A 22903-nucleotide genomic window follows, 5' to 3' on the forward strand; every position below is an offset into this window, starting at 1 on the left:
TGATGGCGGCGCTTTTGAAGCCATAGGGTCGTGAGCTGAACCGGTGGAGAAACTGCGAGCGGGTCTGTCGCATGGAAGCAGCACCTGTGGTATTTACCCAGTTGATATGCAGAGGCCAATACAGTGTTTACAGGGGGGAGAAGGGGATTGGCGCCGCCTGAGAATTGTAAAAAAATAGTGGATTCCGGCACAAAAGAACCGTCCCCCCAAAAACAAAAAAACAAAAATAAAACGACCCCAGCCACCCGGAGTCGTTTTTTAATAGAGGATAACGTTTAAAATAAAGTGTTACACAGCCCAGATTTGTTCGTCGTCGAGAACTTTAACATCTTCTCGCAACAAACCGATTCTGGAGATGTTGATTAAATGCTTGTAAGTGAAGTTTTCAGAAATAGAGTTGTTGCCCCAGCTGCCGCAACCGAGCGTCGTCGTCGGCGAGAAGCCGTTGAAGAAGCTGCCGCCGGCAGTTGTAGACGATGGTGCGTTGACCACGAGACGCGAAATCGATAAGCGCTCGCCGGCTTTCTTGATGTTTTCAAGCGTGTTCGAGTGAATTGCCGCCGTATGGCCATTGCCTTCTACTTCTAAGTTTGTCTTAGCGATGTGAACCGCTTCGTCGATGTCTGAATAAGTGAGCATTGTGAGCACCGGGCACATTTTTTCCTTGCAAAGCAACTCGTGTGCACCGTAAGTGTCCGCTGGCAACAAGATGACACGAGTGCCTTCAGGAATAGCCACACCAGCCATTTCAGCAATCTTTTGAGGCGATTGTCCCACCACGTCTTTGTTCATATGACCTTGGTGGAAAATCGTGTTTTTAAACTTCTTAATCGTGTCGGCGTCTTTTACATAGAACGCGCCATTGGCTTCAAAAGCTTTAACTACTTGAGCGTAGTCTTCCTTGTGTGCAATGACCGTTTGCTCACCAGAGCAGATGATGCCGTTGTCAAACGTACGGCCGTCGACAATCTTTTTAGCCGCATCGCCGAAGTCCACATCTCTGTCCACAATAACCTGAACATTTCCGGCTCCGACGCCGTAAGCTGGTTTACCGCTTGAATAAGCCGCTTTAACCATAGCCATACCGCCTGTTGCAACAACCACATCTGCCTGTTGCATCAACGCATTGGTCTTTTCAATAGAAGGTTCGTCAATGACTTGAATGAGGTGTTTCGGCGCGCCGAGCTCAGCCAATCTTTCGTTAATAAGTTCCACCGTCTTGGCACTGCACTTTTTAGAACGTGGATGCGGTGCGACGACGATAGCGTTCTTGCCTTTAATCGCGAACATCGCATTGCACATTGGGGTTACAATTGGGTTCGTCGTAGGCGTTACAGCACCGACGACGCCAATTGGCTTGGCAATTTCAACGATGTTGGTAACAGGATCTCTTGAAATCTCGCCCACAGACTTTTTGTCTTTGAGGTCGTTCCAAATGGTTTTGGACTTGCCTTTATTCTTAGCAACCTTGTGCTCGTAAACGCCCATACCCGTTTCTTCAACCGCCATTTTAGCGAGCATGTCCGCGTTGTCATAAACCGTTTTCCCGATCTCTCTAACGAGCCTATCGATTTGTTCTTGCGTGTACCCTTCGAGTGCTTTTTGAGCAATACGTGCTCTTTCAATTAACGTAGCAACCATAGTGGCCTCCTCATAGATTAATAAAGACGTGAGTAAATACCTTCTATATCCGCTTCAGTAAGCGGCGCGTAATTGTTGGCGAGCAGACGCTGTTGAGTAACCATAACGCCGCTTGCAAACCCGTTGACTTCTTCTGGCTTCATACCATATGTTTTAAGTGGGTTCTTTTGAATCAGCTTACCGAGTACAGTTTCCAGCTTGTCGTAGATGTTTTCAACATCGGTATTTAAGAGCCGTGCATAGAGTGCATTGACCTCTTGAATTCTGCCATTTGGCGCTTTGGACTCGTAAACTTTGAACACCTCAGTGAAGAACTGATAATTGGCTTCACCGTGAGGGACGTGGTAAGTGCCGCCCAGTGGATAAGAGAGTGCGTGGACAGCGCCGACGCCTGCGTTTCCAAAAGCGATGCCGGCGTAGTTGCTCGCCATCAGCATATCGTCAAGGCGTTCAAATCGATAAGCTTCCCCTTTTTCAATAATGTTCATGTAGATGTCCATAATAATTTCAATGGCGCGTTCACTGAACAGACGCGTGTACGGATTGGCTTTCGGAGAGACATAGCTTTCTGTTGCGTGGATAAGGGCGTCGATAGAGCTGTAAATATAGAATTTATAAGGTAAGCCCTTTAACAGTTCGGGAATGAGTACGGCATGATCCGGGATGAGCTCCGGTGTTGCAAGCCCCATTTTGGTGCCTTTGCTCTTGATTTCAGCGATGGTGATATTGGTCACTTCGCTACCGGTACCACAAGTGGTCGGTACGGCGATTAACGTTTTTTCTTTAATAAAAGGCACTTTTTTCTCGAAAGCATCGACGACGTTGTCGATATTGCCGAGAACGAGAATTTTTGCGATATCGAGGACTGTTCCACCGCCGATGGCGAAAATGCGCTTGACATCGTGTGCGCTCATATCTTTTAAAATAGCGTTCATCATTTCATCTGAAGGTTCGCCGCCGCCGTACTTTTCTTGCATCATAAAATGTGCATCGAGTCCAAGAGCCTTCATAAACGGTTCGTAAAGGAATTCGTGTGTGAGGACGAGATCCCCTTTTCCGATTTCGAATGCTTTAGCAAACTCTGCAAATTGATCAAACTGATGGAGCTGTGTGCTGACTTTTAAAAGTTCCATGACTGCCTCCTAAAATCTCTTATTATAAGCTTCGAGAAGAGAGGGTCTAAAATCTGGATGCGCGATATCAATCAGCGCCTTAGCACGCTCTCGAAGCGTTTTGCCTTTTAAGTCTGCGATGCCGTATTCCGTCACGACATAATGCACATCGTTTCTCGAGGTGGTGACGGCGCTACCCTCGTCTAACATAGGAACGATTCTCGACAGTTTGCCTTTTGAAGCCGTCGACGGCATGGCGATAATAGAGCGGCCACCCAATGACATGCTGGCACCTCTGACGTAGTCCACTTGACCGCCGACGCCGCTGAACTGTCTGAGACCGATACTTTCAGAGGATACCTGTCCCATAAAGTCTACCTGTAGGCAGGAGTTGATGGAGACGAGGTTGTCGTTGCGCATAATAATAGCGGGGTGGTTGACGTAGTCGACAGGGTGTAGGGCAACTGTCGGGTTGTTGTCGACAAAATCGTAAAGTTTTTTCGTGCCCATTAAGAATGTGGCAATCATTTTGCCGGGGTAAAGGGACTTTTTCGAGTTGTTGACGACGCCGGCTTCAATGAGTTCTAAGACGCCGTCTGAGAACATCTCCGTGTGAATCCCCAGGTCTTTTTTATCTTTTAAGAACAGCAGAACGGCGTCTGGTATGGCGCCGATGCCCAGTTGTAACGTATCGCCATCTTTAATGAGCTTGGCGCAGTTTTCGCCGATGGCTTTTTCAACATCGCCGATTTTCGGCGGCGCGATTTCAGGGAGCTCGTAGTCGCACGGCACGATGTAGTCGATGTCGCTGACGTGGATAAAGTTGTCTCCGTGAACGCGCGGCATGTTGGGGTTCATTTCAGCAATGACCACTTTGGCGCATTTTGCCGCTGTGCTGGTGTAGTCGCAAGAGAGTCCGAAACTGCACAGGCCTCTTTCATCGGGTTCAGAGACTTGAATCAGAGCGACGTCTACCGGTAGCCGATTTTCATTAAAGAGTGACGGCACTTCGTAGAAAAACGAAGGGGTGTAGTCGCCTTGATGCCTTTCAAGGGCCTTACGCGTGTTGCCACCGACGAAGAGGGCGTTGTGTTTAAAGTGTCCCGCCATATCTTCTCGGGTATACTCAGCGCCGCCGAGAGAGAGCATGTGTACAATTTCTACATTTTCAAAGTTTTCTTTTTCAAGGGTCATCGCTTTGATGACTTGTGTGGGTGTTGCAGCAGCATGTCCTAAAACGACACGAGAGTTGGATGGAATCTTAAGTGCAGCTTCAGCTGCGGTTACTATTTTGTGTTTGTACATGTCGCACCACCATTTAATATCTTTTTTGCAAAGTGGATCATATCTTCCGATACGTCACTTTTTAAAACAACTTTTTTAATCTCGGGAACGCTTTCCGTTACTTTTAAGCTGACGAGGTCTTGCATCGTCATTTGAGCCCCGGGGCAGCCTCTACAGGCACCGAGAAAGGCTACCTGTAGACAGTCGCCTTCAATACCGATGACGCGAAGGTCACCGCCGTGGTCTCGTAAAAGCGGTCTGACATCGCGGTCGATGACAGCGTGAACTTTTTCGAGTGTGGTCATAAGCTAAGCTCCTTTGATAAAAGGCTTAAGGCAGAGATGTGTCGCCTAAATAATGTAGTGAACGGTTGGGGTGGGCCATGTGGCGCCACGAGTAATGGGGTTCGCAGTGAGTGGCACTTAAAGCCCCACCAGCTGCGAACCGTTTGATGCATTAGCCGTTGAGTGTCTCGTCGACTTTTGCGATTTTTTTAGCCATTTCTTTTTTAGCAGCGAGGTTGCCTTGTCGCGCAATCATAATTCTTTGCGCCTGTGGCGATCCCGCACCGTGCATGGACTCTGTTCTGTAACCTACAGCGGCAGTGCCCAGCGTCAAGTTTTCTATCAATCTTAAAATGCGCATTCTGTTTTCAGTTGCCACATTGTTTTGTCCTTTGAAGTACTTTTTAACGAGAGGGCCGATTTCAGGATGCTTGAGATCGCGCTCACTTGGCATGGTAACCATTAGACCACCGGCGATATCTTCGGCGAGTCTTGCGATTTCATAAGGCATTCTCGTAACGTTTTGCTTACAGATGTTGGCGAGCAACATGTCGATTTGGTAGTTGCCCGCTAGCGTCGCTTTACCCTCAGAAGAGCATGCGATGCCACAGCAGTAAAGGGTTTCATTGAGGTGCGTCATTTCAATCAGCTTGTCTTTGATGTGAGACGCTTTTTGGACGCCGTTGTATTCAGCGGCAGTGGCAGCCGCGCCGATGAGCACATCGCCTACGCCGACTTTACAACCGCCGTACGATTGTCTATGATAACCTGCAAAACGCTCGACGAGCATTCCGGCAAATTCGTGTTCGCCGCATAAGAAGATTCTGTCGTTCGGAACGAAGACGTCATCGAAGACGACGAGGACTTCGTGTCCACCGAACTCGCTGTTGCCGAGGTCGATGTCAGCGCCTTCTTCTAACTTTCTAGCGTCGCAAGATTGTCTGCCGTAAATCATAATAACGCCCTCTGCATCACTTGGGATGGCAAATGAAACTGCGTAATCTTTGTCAGCTTCTTTCATAGCGATGGTTGGCATAATTAAATGTTCGTGAGAGTTCACCGCACCTGTCTGATGGGCTTTTGCCCCTCTGACGACAATGCCGTCCTCTGTGCGTCTTACAATTCTCAGGAACATGTCCGGATCTTCTTGCTGTGAAGGAGACAATGCGCGATCGCCTTTAGGGTCGGTCATTGCACCGTCTACGACGAGGTCGTTTTCTTGGACGAATCTCATGTACTTGAGGAAGTTTTCATGGTAGTTGGTCCCATGGGCTTTGTCGACTTCAAAAGTTGTGCTGTACACGGCGTTAAACGCATCCATACCGACGCAACGCTGGAAACAAGAAGCTGTCTTTTGTCCCAGAAGTCTTTGCATTTTGACTTTGTTCTTGAGATCTTCAGTGCTGGTGTGAATGTGACAGAAGCGGTTAACCACTTCGCCAGTGATTTGTGAAGTCGCCGTCATCAATTCTTTGTACGCTTCTTGTTGCGCGAGTTCATACGTCATCGCAACGGAGTTTAGTGACGGTCTAATCATGGGATGGTCCACCGGGTTCTCTACGAGTTCGCCCATAAGGTAGACTTTAAGATTGAGTTTTCTCAAACTCTCAATATACTGTTCCTTAGTCATAAGTGCCATATTCATCTCTCCTATACTATCGCGTTGTATCCCTGCCTGCGTGTTAATAATATCACAAAGTATAAGGCCTTACAACGGATGTAATGGGGATAAAATAAGATAAAATTGTATCAATTAAAAAGAGATGTTAAAATGACGTAACAGAGACTGAGGGATTCAATAACCTTGTATCCAAAGGTCTTTTCAACGCTTAAATGTTAATAAAAAGACACAAATGACGAGGGGAATCTGGCAGTATATGGCGTTATATTATTAACGAACACAAAGTGTTTCCAATGGTTATGTGATTTTTTTGTCAATATAAGATTGGCGATTGATGGTCGCCTTTACAGGGCGGGTAGTGCTGGGTGAATTGCTGAAATTATTGGAAATACAGAGTTTTTAGAGATGCAAGTACAATTCTTAAAAAATTCAGATGAATAAAAAGGACTTTGGGACTATAAAACATTTACTGTAAACGAGTCGATAAATGCTATAATGGTAAGTAACTGTGGTATTGATTTTACAAAAAGGAGGGGTTTCATTTGTTTAAAAACATGAAGCTAATACACAAGGTCGTTTTATTGGCGGTAATCATTATCGGCATCAACCTTGTTTTGCAAACAAATTTTATCCTAAAAATGCGTGAGACGGATATCGAAACAGCAAAGTTCGGTAGTTTATCTGAAGCGGTGCTTCAAGCCGGACGTTATGAAAACGAGTTTCAGCGCATTGAAAGGCTCGTAAAAGGGTATGCAGATGATTTCGGTCAGTTGATAGAACGGGGTGAACTGACTCGAGAGGCGGCCATTGAACTTTTAGGGAGAAGTTTAGAGGCCAATGAAAGTATCGTCGGACACGGCTTGGGGTTTGAAGCCAATGCATTTGACGGACAAGATGCCGCACATAGCGGTGCTTCCAATTTGGGAGCAGACAGCAGAGGGCGATTTTTGCCTTATATTTCGCTCGACGACGGCAAGAGAGCGGTGGAACCGCTTACAGGGTATGACGTCGAAGGCGATGGCGACTGGTACCTTATCCCCAAGAATACATTACAGTCGGTTGTAACCGACCCATATGTCTATCCTGTAAACGGCGAAGACGTGTTGATGTTTACGATTTCCTATCCGGTTCTCAACAACAATCGATTTATTGGCGTCGTTACAGCGGATATTGCACTGAGTCAAATCGACGGCTTCTTGCTCAGAGATTCTGAAGAGAGCCACTACGATTTACAGAGCACCATGCTTACAGAGTCCGGAAGCGTTATTGGATCGACGATGGACGCTATTAAAAACGACGGCACTGTCGCGGAAAATCCGGTGGTTCAAACGATGACGCAAGATACGGAAGAAGGGGTGTATTTTGACGAAACGTCTTGGACCGACGGCAAACAGTTGGTCGCTTATGTGCCTATTGAATTCTTAAGCGATACCAATCGGTGGTTTATGATGAACCTCGTGCCGGAAAGACAAATTTTAAAGGATTACCGACAGAATCTTTACTTCAATTTGGGCATCATTGCGGTGGCCTTGGTGTTTATCATCGTTCTCATCTATTTTATACAGCGTAGCATTAAAACGCCGATCAATAAGCTGTTGACGGTTATCAGCACCGTGGAAAACGGGGATTTGACGCAGTCTTGTGAGCTGGGAACTAAAGATGAGATGGGCATTTTGTCCGAGAACTTCGACCACATGATCGACAAGATGAAGCAACTGATTTACAATGTACAGAATTCGTCGACCATTGTCGGCGAAAGTGCAGAGAAAATGGCTGCGGTTACGCATCAGAGCGTTGTTTCGATTTCAAATGTCAACAGCGTCGTCAGCCAGATTGCAGATGCACACAGCAAACAATCTGAGGACATTGAGGAGATCGTCCAGAAGACAGCGTTGCTCAGCGAGCTCATCAACGACACGACGGCCTTGATTGAACAGGTGGCGGGGATTTCAGAAAACACGCAAAAAGTTTCGAATGAAGGCCTTGTCATCCTCAACGACCTCAACGAGAAGACGCAGATTACGATGGATCGATCCGACGACATCTCAAAAGCTGTGGACGAAGTCAATGCTTCTGTTGAAAGCATCAGTGGGATTACGACGATAATCGACGACATTGCGGGTCAGACGAATCTCTTGGCACTCAACGCCTCTATTGAAGCGGCACGCGCAGGGGAAGCGGGACGAGGCTTTGCCGTTGTGGCAGAGGAAATACGGAAACTGGCAGAGCAAACGAGTGCGGCTACGGCTGAGATCAGCAAGGTTATAGAAACGGTTATGACCAAGTCCACACAGGCAGTTACGCGTGTAACTGAGGTGAGCACTTCCCAACAGGCGCAGTTCTCAAGTATTGAAAAATCGTCTGAAATCTTCCGGGCGATTAACGAATCGTTTATGTCGTTGAAAGAGAAGATTATCGCCGTTGACGAGAAGTCGACGGTAATCGAGCGCAGCAAAGAGGAGATTCTCGATGCGGTGACGAATATTTCTGCGGTGTCTGAGGAGACGACGGCGAGCACTGAGGAGACGACGTCTATGATGAACGAACAAAAACAAGCGATTGAAGAGCTGAGTGACTACAGCGAAACGCTGAACAATTTAACACATGAGCTCAAGCAATATGTCAACGCGTTTAAAGTTTAATAGTTAGTTAAGTTTTTTATAAAAACAGGAGGTATCTGAGGATGCCTCCTGTTTTTTGACTTTTGGGGACGGTTCTTTTGTGCCAGAAAACACTAATATTTACCATAAATGTGGTTTTGAAATTAAGTCCTAATGCGTGTCACACATATTCCTCAAAGAGGAATTAATTGGATAAAAGCAGAAACCCTTCTGCACTTTGTTTGACAATTCACAGGTATAATACAAATAAGATGTTCAGATGTATATAAAAGGGATAGAAGTTGAAAAAAGGGGGTGGAAAAGCTCTCGCCAAGGGGCTGTCTGTCGACGGAGCAGTTGAACGAACAGAGAAATGCACTAATTGAAGCAAGAATCGCGAAACAAAATAACACGTTGATTTTACTTAGAAATTGCTTGCAGGACAGGGCTTTACAGGTGACTATCGCGAGGTGAAAAGAGCGTGTGGGCACACTTGTAGGCATATATACAAATGGACATCCATACGGTGTGGTTCCACACGAGAATTGATTTTTAACAGTCACAGTCGGATTTAGAAGGGAGAAAATATGAGAAAAATAGGTTTGTTAAGTTTAATTCTTTGCTTGGTACTGTCTTCAATGTCTTTTGCATCAGGCCCAATTGTGTTTCCACAGGAAAACAATTCCAAAACAGAACTGATTGTATCTGTCGAACCCGCAAACGGTCTTTCGTTACGCAGCTCGATGGCCGAAAGTGCCGCCGGCAGTTTTGTTATTAAAGACGCTGTATTTGAAGAGGTTTCGACACGCGGTCTCTTTGATGACGCCGTGGCACTTAAAAGCAAACCAGAGGGCAACATCTATCTCGTCAGCTATTCAAAGAACGAATACAGAGATTTTGAATCGGCAAAAGCTGGCGTAACAGCATATTTTGAAAATCAGGGTTACCGCGTAAAATCAGTAGATCGTAACGATGAGATGCGCGCTATCGGCTACCCTGCGTATGATTTTCGGACAGCGGCTTCTATCCACAATTTACAAAAGCCGCATTATGACCTAATTAATCTGACACAAGCTTGGGCCATGAGCACAGGCTCATACGATGTTAAAGTGGCTGTACTGGATACGGGGATTGATCACAATCACGTCTCACTTAAAAATCATGTGGACACCTCACTCGGCAAGAATTTTACGACGAGTAATCCAGCCGATACAATGGATAGACGAGGACATGGGACGCATGTTGCAGGAACGATTGGTGCATATGGTGGCCTCTCAGGTGTGATGCAACAAGTGACACTCATTCCTGTAAAAGTACTAGGTGATGGCGGCACTGGTGATTCTTTTTGGGGTATTAAAGGCATTTACCATGCGGTGGCTCAGGGTGCAGATGTCATCAATATGTCACTTGGTGGCGGCAGATACGTTCAAGCATACAGCGATGCTTGTGACTATGCGGTACAACAAGGCGTGGTAGTTGTAGCGGCAACGGGTAACGATTCAAGAAACAGCATCTCTTATCCTGCAAAGTACGCGAGCACTATTGCTGTGGGCAACATTGATGTCAACAAACAAAGATGGGGAACCAGCAACTATGGCGACGGTTTAGAAATTATGGCACCGGGTCGCAACGTTTTGAGCACGACGCCGAACAACAAATACGCGCGCTATACCGGCACCTCTATGGCGACACCGCATGTGGCTGGCATCGTAGGACTTATGGTTGCGGCAAACCCAAACATCACGCCAAATGAAGTGCGACAAATTTTGAGAAACACAGCTGAAAATGTAGGACCTGCATGGGAATACGGCTACGGTCTTGTCGATGCAGAAGCAGCTGTTAGAGAAGCTTTGAAGTAAGTTTAGTTAATAAGTTACAGTACCTTTTGTGATACGCACCTCCAAAAGCGAGGCTTCCATCCTCGAGTTTGGGGGTGTTTTATTTAACAACAAGACTTGAGCCGAAAGGCGTCAGCGAAAATGGCTAGTGGTTACTCACGCTGTTGTGTATGAGTTGCTGTTTTAAAGAGCAGGTAGATTCAGTTTTCGAGCTCAATTTGTAAAAGCTATCAAGAGAACATCATATTGTATTATGTTATAAAATATTTTTTGAAATAAACAATAGAAGGTTGATAAGGGGACTGATTGGTGATAAAAAAAGGAAAAGAAGTTACGTTGTAAGTGACGTATTGAAAACTATAGATTTAAAGGCATGTAGCTTTTCTATAAGATAAGAATTTCATATAAATTTCGTGCCTCCATAAGGGGATTAAAGCAAATTGCAAAAGGTCAACAGGAACGACAAAAACTTATAAAATGGATAAACTTAACATTTGAAAGCTGTGTTTGGTGAGTTTTCACGAATCTTCTGTGAATTCAGAAATGCAGAATGTGTTCTGCATTTTTGTTAAGGAATATTCATGTATAATACTGCTAAAGCGTCCTATTGTGAACGCTTGGCAATGAACAAAGGGAAAGGGGATTTCCTTTGTATGAGAAAGGGAGGAACACATGAAAAAACTATGGGTATTTGGACTGATTTTGTGTCTGGTTTTATCGACGGCATCTTTTGGTGCAGTGGGGTACCGTCCAAGTGACGACACAGCTATGATCAGTGGCGAAATCGTCGTAGCGGTGGAGCCGTCTCGCGACTTTTCAACATTTTCAACTTCTGCTCAGTCTATAAAGTCTATTGAAGGCTTTACAGTGAAGGATGCACTCTGGGAAAGTGTTTCACAAGGTGGAGATACTTACAGTACAATGCGTACCACCAATCAAAGAGTTGGCGACGTCTACTTGATGACCTACTCAAACGGCACGTATAAAAACTTTGAAGCGGCAAAAAAAGCTTTGGAAAACAAAGTAACCAACATGGGCTATACGGTTAAGTACATAGAACCGAACTATGAAGTGAAAGCATTCGCCACAATTCCTCAAGAACAACAATGGCATTATGAAATGATTAAAGTACCACAAGCTTGGCAAGTGACAACGGGTTCAAGCAGTGTTAAAGTCGCTGTTCTAGACACCGGCGTCGATCACAACCACGCTAACTTGAGAAACAATGTTAATACAGCATTGGGTAAAAACTTTACAAGCGGTAGCGCAACTGACACAATGGACAGACAAAGCCACGGTACCCACGTTGCAGGGACTATTGCAGCTTACGGTAGCGTAACAGGCGTTATGCAAACGGCGACAATCATTCCGGTAAAAGTCCTCGGTGACGACGGAACGGGTTCGACCTATGGTATCCAACAAGGTATTATTTTTGCAGCTGATCAAGGTGCAGACGTTATCAACATGTCCCTAGGTGGCGGCGGTTTCTCACAAGGGATGAACGATGCTTGTGAGTACGCAGTTGGAAAAGGCACAATTGTTGTAGCGGCAACGGGAAATGACGGTGTGGGTACAGTGTCTTATCCGGCGGCATACCCTTCAGTTATTGCTGTGGGTTCGGTAGATGCCAACAGAAGCAAGTCTTGGTTCTCAAATTACGGTCAAGGTTTAGAAATTATGGCACCGGGCTCTAACATTTACAGCACGACGCCAAACAATCAATTTGCGAGTTATTCAGGAACATCAATGGCGACACCTCATGTTGCCGGTGTAGCGGGCTTAATGCGTGCAGCCAATCCGAATTTAACAGTTGCGGAAGCGCGCCAAATTTTAAGAAGTACCGCACAACCTGCAGGCGCCTCTAATCAATACGGTTATGGCATCGTAGATGCAGCTGCAGCTGTTCAAGCGGCAACCGGTGGTGGCGGTACACCGACAGATCCGGTAACTGTTACAGGTTATGAAGCGCGCAATGTTCAGACTTGGGAAGGCAGCTACTGGTGGTGGACAACTTACAATATCTCAGCAGATATCTACATCGTTTTGAGCGATGGCACCACTTATTTCCACGGTACTGAAAGTGCGTCCAGCTACAATCCGAATCCATCGATTAATAAAACGGTTTCAGGTACAGCCACTGCAAATTCAACTGGAGAAAGCGTACCTTACCAAGTGACAATCAACGTTACACAATAAACAAAAAACCGCTACAAGCGGCACAAAGCTTATGAATTAAAATGGCCTGTCGGCATTTGTCGACAGGCTACTTTTCAAGTGGGTGTGTTATGTACTTTTAGTGAAATTCTATATTAATTTCTATAAAATGGATAAAAGCAGAAAACCTTCTGCACCACCTCTAGAGACTTTCCTCTATACTAAAGCTGTAGAGGTGGCGGTTACAGATGGATATCCAAATGGTATTTATTTTTTAGAACGGACTGGTAGACATCGTATAAATTACCTTGGTCGAGAATAGCCAGTATGGCAAGAGAACACTTTAGTGAGTTTATGTAATTGGGAGTGCCCAATGCGTGCTCGGCGATACCTTTTCTGAAAAAGAGCAGGTAAAGCGACGTAAATGTGTTGTGTGTACGTGCCAACGCAATACCTTTGTCGGCATAGAGTATAACCTTTTCGTGTTGATCGGTCAGGTGGTAGTTATAGGCGATATTGGCATAGAGGGTAATCGCGAGTTTGTGGTTGAGGATATTGTCTCTGCTATGCCGGTATTCGAGAAAAGTCAGCAACGTGTTGCTCAGTGTGTACTGCCCCAATTTGGCATAAGTTAGGCTTAGGAGTAAGAGAATTCGGATTTCCATGTAGTTATACTTAAATGTTTCGAAGCGCTTGACTGAAAAATCGGGAATAGTGGTTTTTATGCTTCGAATGAGCAGCGGCTCTACAGCAATGATGTCGTTTTGAAACGGCGAGTAGTAATAGTCGATTGCTTTTAAGAAGAGTTTGTATTGTTCCAGCTCCTCGCGTGAAATCAAAGCGTCGTGCTGTTGGTCGACATAGGCGTTAAGTGATTTGCTTATCGATTGCAATTTCTCTTTTTCATAAAAGGCAATTAAGCTGTCCACGTGGTCGTAAAAATAGGTGAGCGCGTCGTTTGAGCGATGCGTGCGCAGAACCTCGAGCAAATCTCTCTTGTACAAAATTGAGAGACGCTCGAGTGTTTCAAATCTTGGTACGACGGTACCGTTTTCAATACGCCTAAGTGTATCACGTGAAATTTGTGTCTTTTCGGCGACTTCTTCTTGTGTCAAAAAGAGCTGTTTTCTTATCTTGCGTACGGCTTTACCAAAAGTGTTTAAATTGTAAGTACTGAACATAGCGTCACCCCTTTGTAAATAAATACAATTATACAATAAAAAGGAGGTCATTACAATGACAAATATGTTAAAAAAAGGTTACCTGTTTGTGGCAGGACTCGTTCTCGTTGCCAGTTGTTTTTCGGTAGTGGCGGTTTCAACTCAAGGAGAAGAAGATGTACCGCGTGTTTTTGGCAGTGAACAGAGCGTGATAAGCGCAGGCGAAGAGGATGTGCCGAGAGTCTTCTAAAACTGACTAAAATCCGAAGTAAAAGCGCATGAAAATGCGCTGTAGCTTCGGATTTGTTTTTAAAACGTTTACATCCCCCCTCTTGAATAATCATGCAAATCGTTGTAAAATGAGTGCGTTGTTTATTAAAAGGGAATGGGAAAATAATATGCGCACACACAAATCTTATTATAAATGGATGCCTTGGCTTCTCGTCGGCCTCTGTATGGCTGCAATTTTTTATTTTTCGAGCCAGCCGGGGCAGCTGTCGGATCATCTTAGCAGAGATGCTGCCAAAAAAGTTCTGAGCTGGACTGAGGGCGCCCTTGGAATGGATGCCAATGCGGTACAAGCTGTCAATATAAAACTTCGTAAGTACGCTCACTTTTTAATTTTTATGTGTTTGGGAATCGCCCTATCGGCCGCTTTGATTCGGAGTAAGCACCTACATTACAAGCGTCTTTTTGTCGTTTTTGCCCTCTGTGTCGGTTATGCGATACTCGATGAAACACACCAGCTTTTTGTCCCCGGAAGAGGCGCACAGGTGCGCGATGTCTTTATCGATACGGCGGGGGCTTTTACGGGAATCGTCATATATGTACTGATATTAAGGGCGTCGAAGCGCACCTTTAGAGCGATTCGTCGTTGCGCTCGTCGAGAAACTTCACTCTAAAGTGATCACCGGTGCAAAACGGCATGTTTTTTGAATGCCCGCAACGGCACAGCGCATAATGGGCATCGGTGTATGGTACGTTGCCGTCTTCGTCTTCAAAGGGGATATGCCCCTTGACTTCAAGTGGGCCATCGTAACCATAGCGCCTTTTGGCGAAGCGTACTTCCCAGTCGGCATCTGTTGCTTCGTGGGTTTGCTCTCCGCCCGGTAGTGCGTAACTTAAAGCGCCTGAAGGGCAGCGTCTACAAATATCGATAATAGCGTCGACGGCGCCTGCGTCGGGATCTATAAAAGTCTCTGTGTTCATTTGAAAGACTTTGGGTAGTGTCTCGTAACAGGTACCTTTGTGGCTACAGATTTCTTTGTTAAAATAGAGGGTGATGTGTTGCCCCTTAAAAATACGTACAGGGGCTTGAACCCGAAAGGGGTCCTTGCTGTCGTCAAACTCAAAAATGATGTGGTTGCCGTCACAAAAAGGTAAATCAAAACTGTTGCCACATCGACAAATTTCAGTGTGTTCAGGATCGATTTCAAGTGTTTGGCCGCCTTGAGTCTGGATTTTGGAGATGCCGGTAAGCACGAGAGGGCCGTTTTTTACGGCTTTTATTTTTTTGGACATAAAGACCTCCTTTTTAAGTAGATACCCTGTTTTAACGGTGTGAATCTGCCGCTTGATGCATGGCATAGTTGGGGCTATAATAGGCTTTAGAACCTATAATATAAAAGGAGTGGGACAATGCAGACGTATAAGGAAAGAGCGAAAACAACGATTGGCATTTATTGCAAAGTTTGCCGCGTGTGTAACGGTGTGGCGTGCAGAGGGGTTATTCCTGGACCAGGCGGCAAGGGTACTGGAGCGGGATTTGTGAGAAATTACGACGATTTGAGGCGCCTGACGCTGAATATGGATACGTTGCACGACGTCACAAAGGCGGACACCTCCACGACAGTGTTTGGCGAACAGTTCTCCGCGCCGATTTTTGCAGGGCCTATCGGTGCTGTTCAACTTCATTACAGCGATTTGTACAGCGACTACACCTATTCTAAAGCACTGTTGGAAGGCTGTGTAGAGGCGGGAACGTTAGCCTTCACAGGGGATGGCGTTCAAGACGAGGTGTTTGTTTCCACAGGAGAGGCCATTGCGGCGTTAGAGGGCCGTGGTGTGCCGACGATTAAACCGTGGGAACCGGCATTGATTGAGGCGAAAATGCGCATCGCTGAACGCGCAGGGGCAAAAGCAGTGGCTATGGATATCGATGCGGCGGGCCTGCCTATTTTAGCGGGAAAAGAAAAACGCGTGTCGCCTAAGTCACCTGAAGTGCTGAAGGCTGTGATTAAAACGTGCGAAAAACCGGTTGTTCTAAAGGGCATTATGACGCGAGCAGGCGCACTTAAAGCTATTGAGGCGGGGGCTTACGGCATTGTCGTCTCCAATCACGGCGGTAGAGTTTTAGATGAGACGCCGTCGACGATTTCAGTTCTGGAGGAAATTGTAGACGCCGTAGAAGGCCGGTTGAAGGTCTTTATAGACGGTGGTTTCCGGTCGGGGATCGATGTGTTTAAAGCCTTGGCGTTAGGTGCAGATGGGGTCATTATTGCGAGACCATTTGTCACCGCGGTTTACGGTGGCGGAAAAGCAGCGGTGGCCGACCTAATGGCGCAGTATCAATCCGAACTTGCAAGTGCAATGGTCATGACCGGATGTGCCGAAATAGCTGACATTAAGGCGTCACATGTGCGGTGGGTTTAGAACTCGGCGATCGGTTGGATGCTAACCAAGAGGGTACCCGTATACGGTGTTGCTTGCAATAAAAAACTGCTCACCTACGCCGCACCATTTCCGCATTAAACGCTCTCGACGCTATTCTGTAGTGTCGAGAGCGTTTTTACCTTGCAGTGATACGACCTATTGGGCAGTTTTAATTAAATCTCAACGAGACAGGACATCAGTGTCCTGTCTCGTTCACAATTAAAAAAACTGCACATCTACTCTGCATCATTGCGGCGTTAAAATCTCTCGACAATGTCCCGCATTGTCGTCGATATTTTGCCTTGCACGGATACAAACTATCTGGCAGTTTTAATTAAATCTCAACGAGACAGGACACTAGCCGCGCATCATGTAGCGGTAGATGAGTTGCGTCGTCGCTTCAATGCTCTCGTAATGTGTGCGTTCGTAATGATGTGTGGCGTCTACTCCGGGACCGATACAGGCGTGGCGCACGTCAAAGCCGTGATGAACTGCTGCAGAAGCATCTGAGCCGTAACGGTTGTACACATCGACTTTGTGTGGAATGTCATGGGTCTTACAGAGCTGCGTCAAGAGTTTTCTAAAGGCGTAGTCGTAAGGTCCTTTGTTGTCTTTTGCTGCGATACAGACAGAGAACTCGTCAGAGGTTTGATCGCCGCCGACGGTGCCGATGTCCAAAGCGAGAATTTCAGTGACGCCACTGTCTACAACAGAGATACCGTGGGAAACTTCTTCATAGTTAGAAATGTAGAAGTACGTCGTGTACGCCGGCTCTTCGCTTTGTGCTTTGAGATAGCGTGCGATTTCCACGAGCATGGCGACGCAAGATTTATCGTCTAAGTAGCGGCTCTTGATAAAATCGCTGGCGGTGACTTCAAATCGCGTGTCGAAAGCGAGGATATCGCCAACGGCAATGCCCAGTGCGCGAACGTCTTCGGCATTTTTCACGCGTTCGTCCAAACGAACAAAGACGTTGTGTTCATCTCTGCCGACAGTGCGAGCCACTTCACCGTAGATGTGCGTAGACGCCTGCTTGGGAATCATCGACCCTCTAAAGACCTTGTCGTCTGTTGTAAAGAGCGTGACGTTCTCACCTTCAGTTGCATGGTAAGAACCGCCGCCGAGCTTATGGTATCTTAAACGACCGTCTGGTGTAATGGCTTTTACAATGCCACCTAGGGTATCGATATGAGCGGCAATCATTACCTTTTCATCAGTAGATTTACCGGGGATTTCTACAATAAGTGCCCCCTTGTTGGTGGCGGTCACTGCATAGCCGAGTGCTTCAAAATCGGCTTTGACAGCGTCGAGTGCTTTGTAAGTATAGCCGGCAGGTGACGGGATGCTGAGGTAGTGGGCCATGCGGTCCATTAGGTGTTTTTTGTCGATTAACATAAGAACCTCCAGTGTTCGCGTTATAGTGTGTTTTGTATGCTCAACAACGCCTCTATTATAGCATAATTTTATAAAAAATTTTGCTGTGTTTGCGACAGGTGAAAAAATTGTATATAATAGATATAACCTATCGAGGAGGTGGCTTTTATGAAGCGCAACATGTCCGCACTCGTGGCGGAAGGCGATTGTTGTGAACTGAAAATCAGAGGTCAAAATGGCGATACATACACTTTAGATGCGGCACTTGAAACTGTGTACGACCGTGATAAGTTAATCCTGCAAACCCAACGGCACATTAAAGTGGGCGAGGCGGGCAACGTCGAGATGCTGTTGAGAAATCGAAAGTCGGGCATCGTCAAATGTATCGGGCACATTGAAAAATGGGTGCCTTATGAAAACGGCGCACTTATACAAATTGTGGTGACAGGGGGTGTCGACAATTTGCAGCGGCGCTCTTACTATCGGTTACAGACTTCAAAGCCCGCCACTGTATCCGCCGGCGAACGGCATATTTACGATGTCGTGACGCGCGATCTCAGTGCCGGCGGTGCGAAATGCGCCATCTCAGAGCCTCTAATTGCCGGTAGCACCATACAACTTTCGATGGCTCTAGAAGAGCAGGCACTACAACTTCAGGGGCGCGTTCTGGAGTGCCGAGAAGAACCGAACCGGCATTATGTATTGCGCCTTCAGTTTGAACGACTTGACGAGGGAACGCAGTCCAAACTCATGGCCTACGTTTTAAAAGAGCAGAGTAAGCGCCTGAGAAACAGAGCGCATCAATAAGGAGAGAAAACAATCGTGAATTATACAGCACCTGTGTACAGACCCCCAAGTGAAGCAAAGAGTTTAATTGTACAAGTGACCACGGGTTGCGCCCACAACACCTGCACCTTTTGCAGCATGTATAAGGGCAAACCCTTCAAAATCGTACCGGTAGACGACATTTTGTCTCAGCTTGAAGCCATTTGCGATACCCATCGACACGTGAAGCGGATATTCCTCGCCGACGGCGACGCACTCGTTTTAAAAACAGAGCATTTGCTCACCATTTTGAACTTTATAAAGGCGCATTTTCCAAATGTGGAACGGGTCTCGTGTTACGCGACGCCGAAGGACATTTTAAACAAAAGCGACGAAGCGCTAAAAACCCTTTATGCACATGGATTGACCATGGTGTACATGGGCGTAGAAACCGGCAGTGACACCTTGCTCAAGCGCATTAAAAAAGGTGTAACGTCAGAAGAAATGATTGAGGCGGGTCAAAAAATCAGACGCGCCGGCTTCACTCTGTCGGTAACGGTGATATCCGGACTGGGCGGTTGCACGCATAGGACGGCGCACGCCGTGGAAACGGCACGGGTCATCAGTGCCATCGAACCCGAATACCTAGGTCTTTTAACACTGATGGTGGAGCCGGGAACACCGCTTTACAAAGACGTACAGGCGGGGGTGTTTACAGTCCCCGATGTCGACGAACTCTTGGAAGAGACCTATCAACTCGTCGAGGCGATTGAAACGCATCACACCGTGTTTAGAGCCAACCACGCCTCTAATTTTATTGCGTTTTCAGGCGTATTGCCACAAGAGAAGACGGCTATTCTCGAAGATATTGACGGCCTGAGGCGAGACCCCGAGTTTCTTGCGTTGGTCAAAGAGACGAAATTGAGAAGCCTTTAGAGGCTAAAACTGCGGTTGTTGTACCGGTGTGCCACAGCGCCAAAAGACAGAGGGGCAACAGCATGCGTCTCTCAGCGGCCCTATACTTCCAAAACCCTTGTATAAGGGTTTTTTTTATGTCATTTTCACTTTATAAACCGAAACAATTGTGGTATACTCATTAAAAATGGAACCGTTTCCGAAAACGATTCCATAACTGTTTTGAAAGGAATGACCATGCGCAATTTAAACATTAAAGATATAGCAAAGCTGGCAGGTGTCGGCGTCAGCACGGTCTCGAGAGTTATTAATGAACACCCCGATGTAAAGGCGGATACGCGGCAACGGGTGCTCGAGATTATTGAGACTTACAATTACATTCCCAACAACAGCGCTCGAAACTTAAAGCGCCTCGATACCAACCATGTGGGCATCTTAGTCAAGGGGATGTTCAACCCCTTCTTTGCACAAATGGTTGAAGTAATCGAAAAAGAGCTGGCCAAGGAACAGTACACCGCAGTGCTGCACTACAATCGAGAATCGCTCAAAGACGTCGATGCGGCACATGAGTTTATCATGGAAAAAAAACTCAAGGGGATTATTTGCCTCGGCGGGGACTTCGACGAAATGACCGCGGAAGACATTAAGCGCTTGCGCGTGCCCGTGGTACTGGCTTCCACAGAAATTCCAACCCATCTCGATAAAACCCTGTACTCCAGTGTGCTCATCGATAACGAAAAGGCCGCTTTTGAGGCGGTGTCCTACCTTTGTGAGAAAGGACATCGTAAAATCGGATTGATTACCACCGGCGAGGGCGACCGCTCCATAGGCAACCGTCGTACCGAAGGGTATTTAAGGGCTCTGAAAGCACATGAGATTGAAAAAACAGATCGTTACTTCGAGTTGGGAGACTATTCTTTTGAAAAAGGTTATGAAGCGATGCAACGTCTACTTGAAAAAGCACCTGACATCACGGCGGTTTTCGCCATTTCAGATATTATGGCCATTGGCGCCGCCAAGGCGGTACGAGAGAAGGGGCTCAAAATTCCCGACGATTTGTCCATAGTCGGTTTCGATGACATTGAATACGCCGCTTTTTTTAACCCACCGCTTACCACAGTGCATCAACCGGTCCTCCAAATGGCTCAAAAAGCCGCTGACGTCGTCGTGTCGATTTTAGACGAAGCCGGCGGACACGCACACGAAGTGTTTCAAACGGACATTGTGAGACGGTGTTCAGAAAGACCCCTTTAGAATGAGAGAGGAGGCAACTATGTTGTCAGAATACCAATTGGCTGAAACTATAGAAGTTTATAAATCGGAAGCAGGTGTTGTGAAAATCGTACTGGGCGATCAGGTGTCCACGGAAACCGTAGACGATCCCACTTTTGAAAAAGTGACGGCTGCCGCACTAAGAGGTTCTCTGTTCGATACGGAAAGCCACTACGGTTGGCAGTTTGCACTTTCACCGGACGACGTCGTCTACGGCTTGGGTGAGTCCGTGCGCGGAATGAACAAGCGGGGCTTTGTCTATGAGGCATTTTGCGCAGACGATCCGTCGCATACACCGGACAAATCGGCTCTTTACGGCGCACACAACTTCTTCGTCGTCGTAGGCGAAGAGACCTACGGCGTATACGTCGATGCCCCGGGATGGGTCAAGTTCGATGTGGGGTTTGAAGAATCGGATCGGCTCAAACTCTATTTTGAAAAACCGAGCTTTCAAATTTATCTGTTCAGTGGCGATTTTCGAGAAATCGTCTCGTCGTTTAGAGCGCTAATCGGCCTCAGCTACGTTCCGCCAAAGTGGGGCTTTGGGTATCAACAGAGTCGATGGAGCTATGAAAATTCAGAAGTTGTGTCGACACTTGCCGATACGTTTAAAGCACACGATATTCCAATAGACGCCATTTATCTCGACATCGACTACATGACGCGTTTTAAAGATTTTACAATAGATGATGGGGCATTTCCGGACTTTAAAGCCTTTGTCGCCGAGATGGCATCGCAAGGCATAAAGCTCGTGCCGATTATCGACGCGGGGGTTAAAATAGAAGACGGTTACAGCGTCTACGAAGAAGGCATCGAAGGCCGGCATTTTGTGAAAGATGTAGAAGGCAACCCGTTCGTCGCAGCAGTTTGGCCGGGACGCGTGCACTTCCCTGACTTCCTCAACGCCGAAACCCGGCGCTGGTTCGGTGCAAAATACCACCTCCTGCTCGAAATGGGCATCAAGGGGTTTTGGAACGATATGAATGAACCCGCCGTCTTTTATTCTGAAACCGGTCTCAAAGAGGCGTTTGCCTATGCTCGAGAACAAGAAGATAAAAATCTCGACATTTACACCTTCTTTGGACTCAAAGACCGTTTTATGCACCTTTCCAACGCAGAGCGCGATTACAAAGCCATGTACCACGATGTAGACGGCAACTGCGTCAATCACTGGGACGTGCACAACCTCTACGGCTACAACATGACCAGGTCGGCTTTCGAGGGCTTCCAGAGCTACGATGCGCGTCAGCGCGTACTGATGATTACCCGTGCGTCACATATAGGCATGGCCAAGTACTCGGGGATATGGACAGGGGACAACGCCTCGTGGTGGGAACATCTCAAACTCAATATTCAAATGATGCCGGCGCTGAACATGGCGGGATTCCTCTATGCCGGTGCCGATACAGGTGGTTTCGGTGCCAATTGCAGCGGCGAACTCCTTACGCGCTGGATGCAGTTTAGCCTGTTTACACCGCTTCTCAGAAACCACAGCGCCATGGGAACGCGACGTCAGGAACCTTGGCAGTTCGGCGACACCGTGCTGAAAAATGTGAGAGAGACCATTCGATTGAGATACGCTTTAATCCCGTTCCTTTATTCTGAGTTTATGAAGGCCAATTTTGACCAGACGCTGATGTTTGCACCGCTTAGTTACCGTTTCTCAGGAAGGCGTGTGCTGGGCGTAGAAGATCAGCTGTTGCTCGGTCGAGAAGTGATGCTCGCACCGGTATACGAACAGAATGCCGTCGGACGGTATGTTCACGTTCCGGAAAAAATGGCGTATGTGCCGTTGAAATCATATGAGGCCCTAGGCGAGATGCAGTGGCGCCTGTATGAACCCGGCGACTACCACATCGACGTGCCAATGGACGAGACGCCGCTCTTTTTGAGAAAAAACAAATTGGTACCGCTTGTAGCGCCGGCATCTCACGTTGAAGCCTTGGAAAGCGATCGCTACGATGTCATCGGCTACGTGGAAGAGTACGCGACGTATACACTCTACGATGATGACGGCGAGACGTTTGATTACTTGGACGGGATGCGTACAGAGACCACTTTTGAAGTCAAGCGCACCGACGAGGGCTATAGCGTTTCCGTGGAAACAGACAATCTCAAATTAAAGCAAATACGTTTTTATATTCTCGATGAAAAGGGTATAGGACACACAATAGAGTTTAATACGCAAGGAACACCTATCAACTATGTTTAACGCAAAGACAGTTATAAAA

18 protein-coding genes are annotated in these 22903 nt (G+C 46.8%); 10 read left to right on the plus strand and 8 right to left on the minus strand.

The window, feature by feature from the left end; translation table 11 throughout:
• Window positions 1-288: 288 nt before the first annotated feature.
• The 5 genes from ACR6HW_RS13625 to ACR6HW_RS13645 all read right to left on the minus strand — a co-directional run bounded on the left by ACR6HW_RS13625 (window position 289) and on the right by ACR6HW_RS13645 (window position 5960).
• Window positions 289-1641: an aldehyde dehydrogenase family protein gene (locus ACR6HW_RS13625; protein WP_455728273.1), complete on the minus strand. Its 1353-nt coding sequence runs from the start codon at window positions 1639-1641 to the stop codon at window positions 289-291.
• 17 nt (window positions 1642-1658) lie between these two features.
• A complete protein-coding gene (locus ACR6HW_RS13630; protein WP_455728274.1) occupies window positions 1659-2774 on the minus strand; it encodes a 4-hydroxybutyrate dehydrogenase in 1116 nt (371 codons plus the stop codon).
• Window positions 2775-2783: 9 nt separating this feature from the next.
• A complete protein-coding gene (locus ACR6HW_RS13635; RefSeq protein ID WP_455728275.1) occupies window positions 2784-4058 on the minus strand; it encodes an acetyl-CoA hydrolase/transferase family protein in 1275 nt (424 codons plus the stop codon).
• Window positions 4040-4342, minus strand: a complete 303-nt coding sequence (locus ACR6HW_RS13640) for a NifU family protein (protein WP_455728276.1) — start codon at window positions 4340-4342, stop codon at window positions 4040-4042. The genes ACR6HW_RS13635 and ACR6HW_RS13640 overlap by 19 nt, the downstream gene beginning before the upstream one ends.
• A gap of 151 nt (window positions 4343-4493) precedes the next feature.
• Window positions 4494-5960, minus strand: a complete 1467-nt coding sequence (locus ACR6HW_RS13645) for a 4-hydroxyphenylacetate 3-hydroxylase family protein (protein ID WP_455728277.1) — start codon at window positions 5958-5960, stop codon at window positions 4494-4496.
• Between the two features lie 536 nt (window positions 5961-6496).
• Here ACR6HW_RS13645 and ACR6HW_RS13650 point away from each other — a divergent pair.
• From ACR6HW_RS13650 to ACR6HW_RS13660, 3 genes are all read left to right on the plus strand, one after another.
• Entirely contained in the window at window positions 6497-8584 is a 2088-nt protein-coding gene (locus ACR6HW_RS13650; RefSeq protein ID WP_455728278.1) for a methyl-accepting chemotaxis protein, read from the plus strand.
• A gap of 545 nt (window positions 8585-9129) precedes the next feature.
• The gene (locus ACR6HW_RS13655) at window positions 9130-10401 is read left to right on the plus strand and encodes a S8 family peptidase (protein ID WP_455728279.1); all 1272 of its coding nucleotides are present in this window, start codon (window positions 9130-9132) and stop codon (window positions 10399-10401) included.
• A 651-nt stretch (window positions 10402-11052) separates the two neighbouring features.
• Window positions 11053-12576, plus strand: coding sequence for a S8 family peptidase (locus ACR6HW_RS13660; protein WP_455728280.1), 1524 nt, complete (start codon window positions 11053-11055; stop codon window positions 12574-12576).
• Between the two features lie 200 nt (window positions 12577-12776).
• Here the strand turns inward: ACR6HW_RS13660 and ACR6HW_RS13665 are convergent, their stop codons facing one another.
• Window positions 12777-13715, minus strand: a complete 939-nt coding sequence (locus ACR6HW_RS13665) for a helix-turn-helix domain-containing protein (protein ID WP_455728281.1) — start codon at window positions 13713-13715, stop codon at window positions 12777-12779.
• Between the two features lie 55 nt (window positions 13716-13770).
• Here ACR6HW_RS13665 and ACR6HW_RS13670 point away from each other — a divergent pair, with 55 nt between their 5' ends.
• Both ACR6HW_RS13670 and ACR6HW_RS13675 read left to right on the plus strand, forming a co-directional pair.
• Entirely contained in the window at window positions 13771-13944 is a 174-nt protein-coding gene (locus tag ACR6HW_RS13670) for a hypothetical protein (RefSeq protein ID WP_455728282.1), read from the plus strand.
• A gap of 148 nt (window positions 13945-14092) precedes the next feature.
• On the plus strand, window positions 14093-14596 hold the full coding sequence (locus ACR6HW_RS13675; protein ID WP_455728283.1) for a VanZ family protein: 504 nt from the start codon (window positions 14093-14095) through the stop codon (window positions 14594-14596).
• Here the strand turns inward: ACR6HW_RS13675 and ACR6HW_RS13680 are convergent.
• A complete protein-coding gene (locus ACR6HW_RS13680; RefSeq protein WP_455728284.1) occupies window positions 14553-15215 on the minus strand; it encodes a CDGSH iron-sulfur domain-containing protein in 663 nt (220 codons plus the stop codon). The genes ACR6HW_RS13675 and ACR6HW_RS13680 overlap by 44 nt on opposite strands.
• 117 nt (window positions 15216-15332) lie before the next feature.
• Here ACR6HW_RS13680 and ACR6HW_RS13685 point away from each other — a divergent pair, with 117 nt between their 5' ends.
• Complete coding sequence (locus ACR6HW_RS13685; protein ID WP_455728285.1) at window positions 15333-16346, plus strand: alpha-hydroxy-acid oxidizing protein; 1014 nt, start codon at window positions 15333-15335, stop codon at window positions 16344-16346.
• Window positions 16347-16703: 357 nt separating this feature from the next.
• On the opposite strand, the gene ACR6HW_RS13690 is transcribed toward ACR6HW_RS13685, so the two are convergent.
• Window positions 16704-17741, minus strand: a complete 1038-nt coding sequence (locus ACR6HW_RS13690; RefSeq protein ID WP_455728286.1) for a M42 family metallopeptidase — start codon at window positions 17739-17741, stop codon at window positions 16704-16706.
• A gap of 147 nt (window positions 17742-17888) precedes the next feature.
• On the opposite strand from ACR6HW_RS13690, the gene ACR6HW_RS13695 reads away from it, so the two are divergent.
• From ACR6HW_RS13695 to ACR6HW_RS13710, 4 genes are all read left to right on the plus strand, one after another.
• Window positions 17889-18527, plus strand: coding sequence for a flagellar brake protein (locus tag ACR6HW_RS13695; RefSeq protein WP_455728287.1), 639 nt, complete (start codon window positions 17889-17891; stop codon window positions 18525-18527).
• 15 nt (window positions 18528-18542) lie between these two features.
• Entirely contained in the window at window positions 18543-19421 is an 879-nt protein-coding gene (locus ACR6HW_RS13700; RefSeq protein WP_455728288.1) for a B12-binding domain-containing radical SAM protein, read from the plus strand.
• Between the two features lie 216 nt (window positions 19422-19637).
• Window positions 19638-20654 carry a LacI family DNA-binding transcriptional regulator gene (locus ACR6HW_RS13705; RefSeq protein ID WP_455728289.1) on the plus strand — a complete coding sequence of 339 codons (1017 nt, stop codon included), beginning with the start codon at window positions 19638-19640 and terminating at the stop codon, window positions 20652-20654.
• 19 nt (window positions 20655-20673) lie between these two features.
• Complete coding sequence (locus ACR6HW_RS13710) at window positions 20674-22884, plus strand: TIM-barrel domain-containing protein (protein WP_455728290.1); 2211 nt, start codon at window positions 20674-20676, stop codon at window positions 22882-22884.
• Window positions 22885-22903: the final 19 nt, after the last annotated feature.

It is taken from the genome of Fusibacter sp. JL298sf-3, assembly GCF_053842995.1.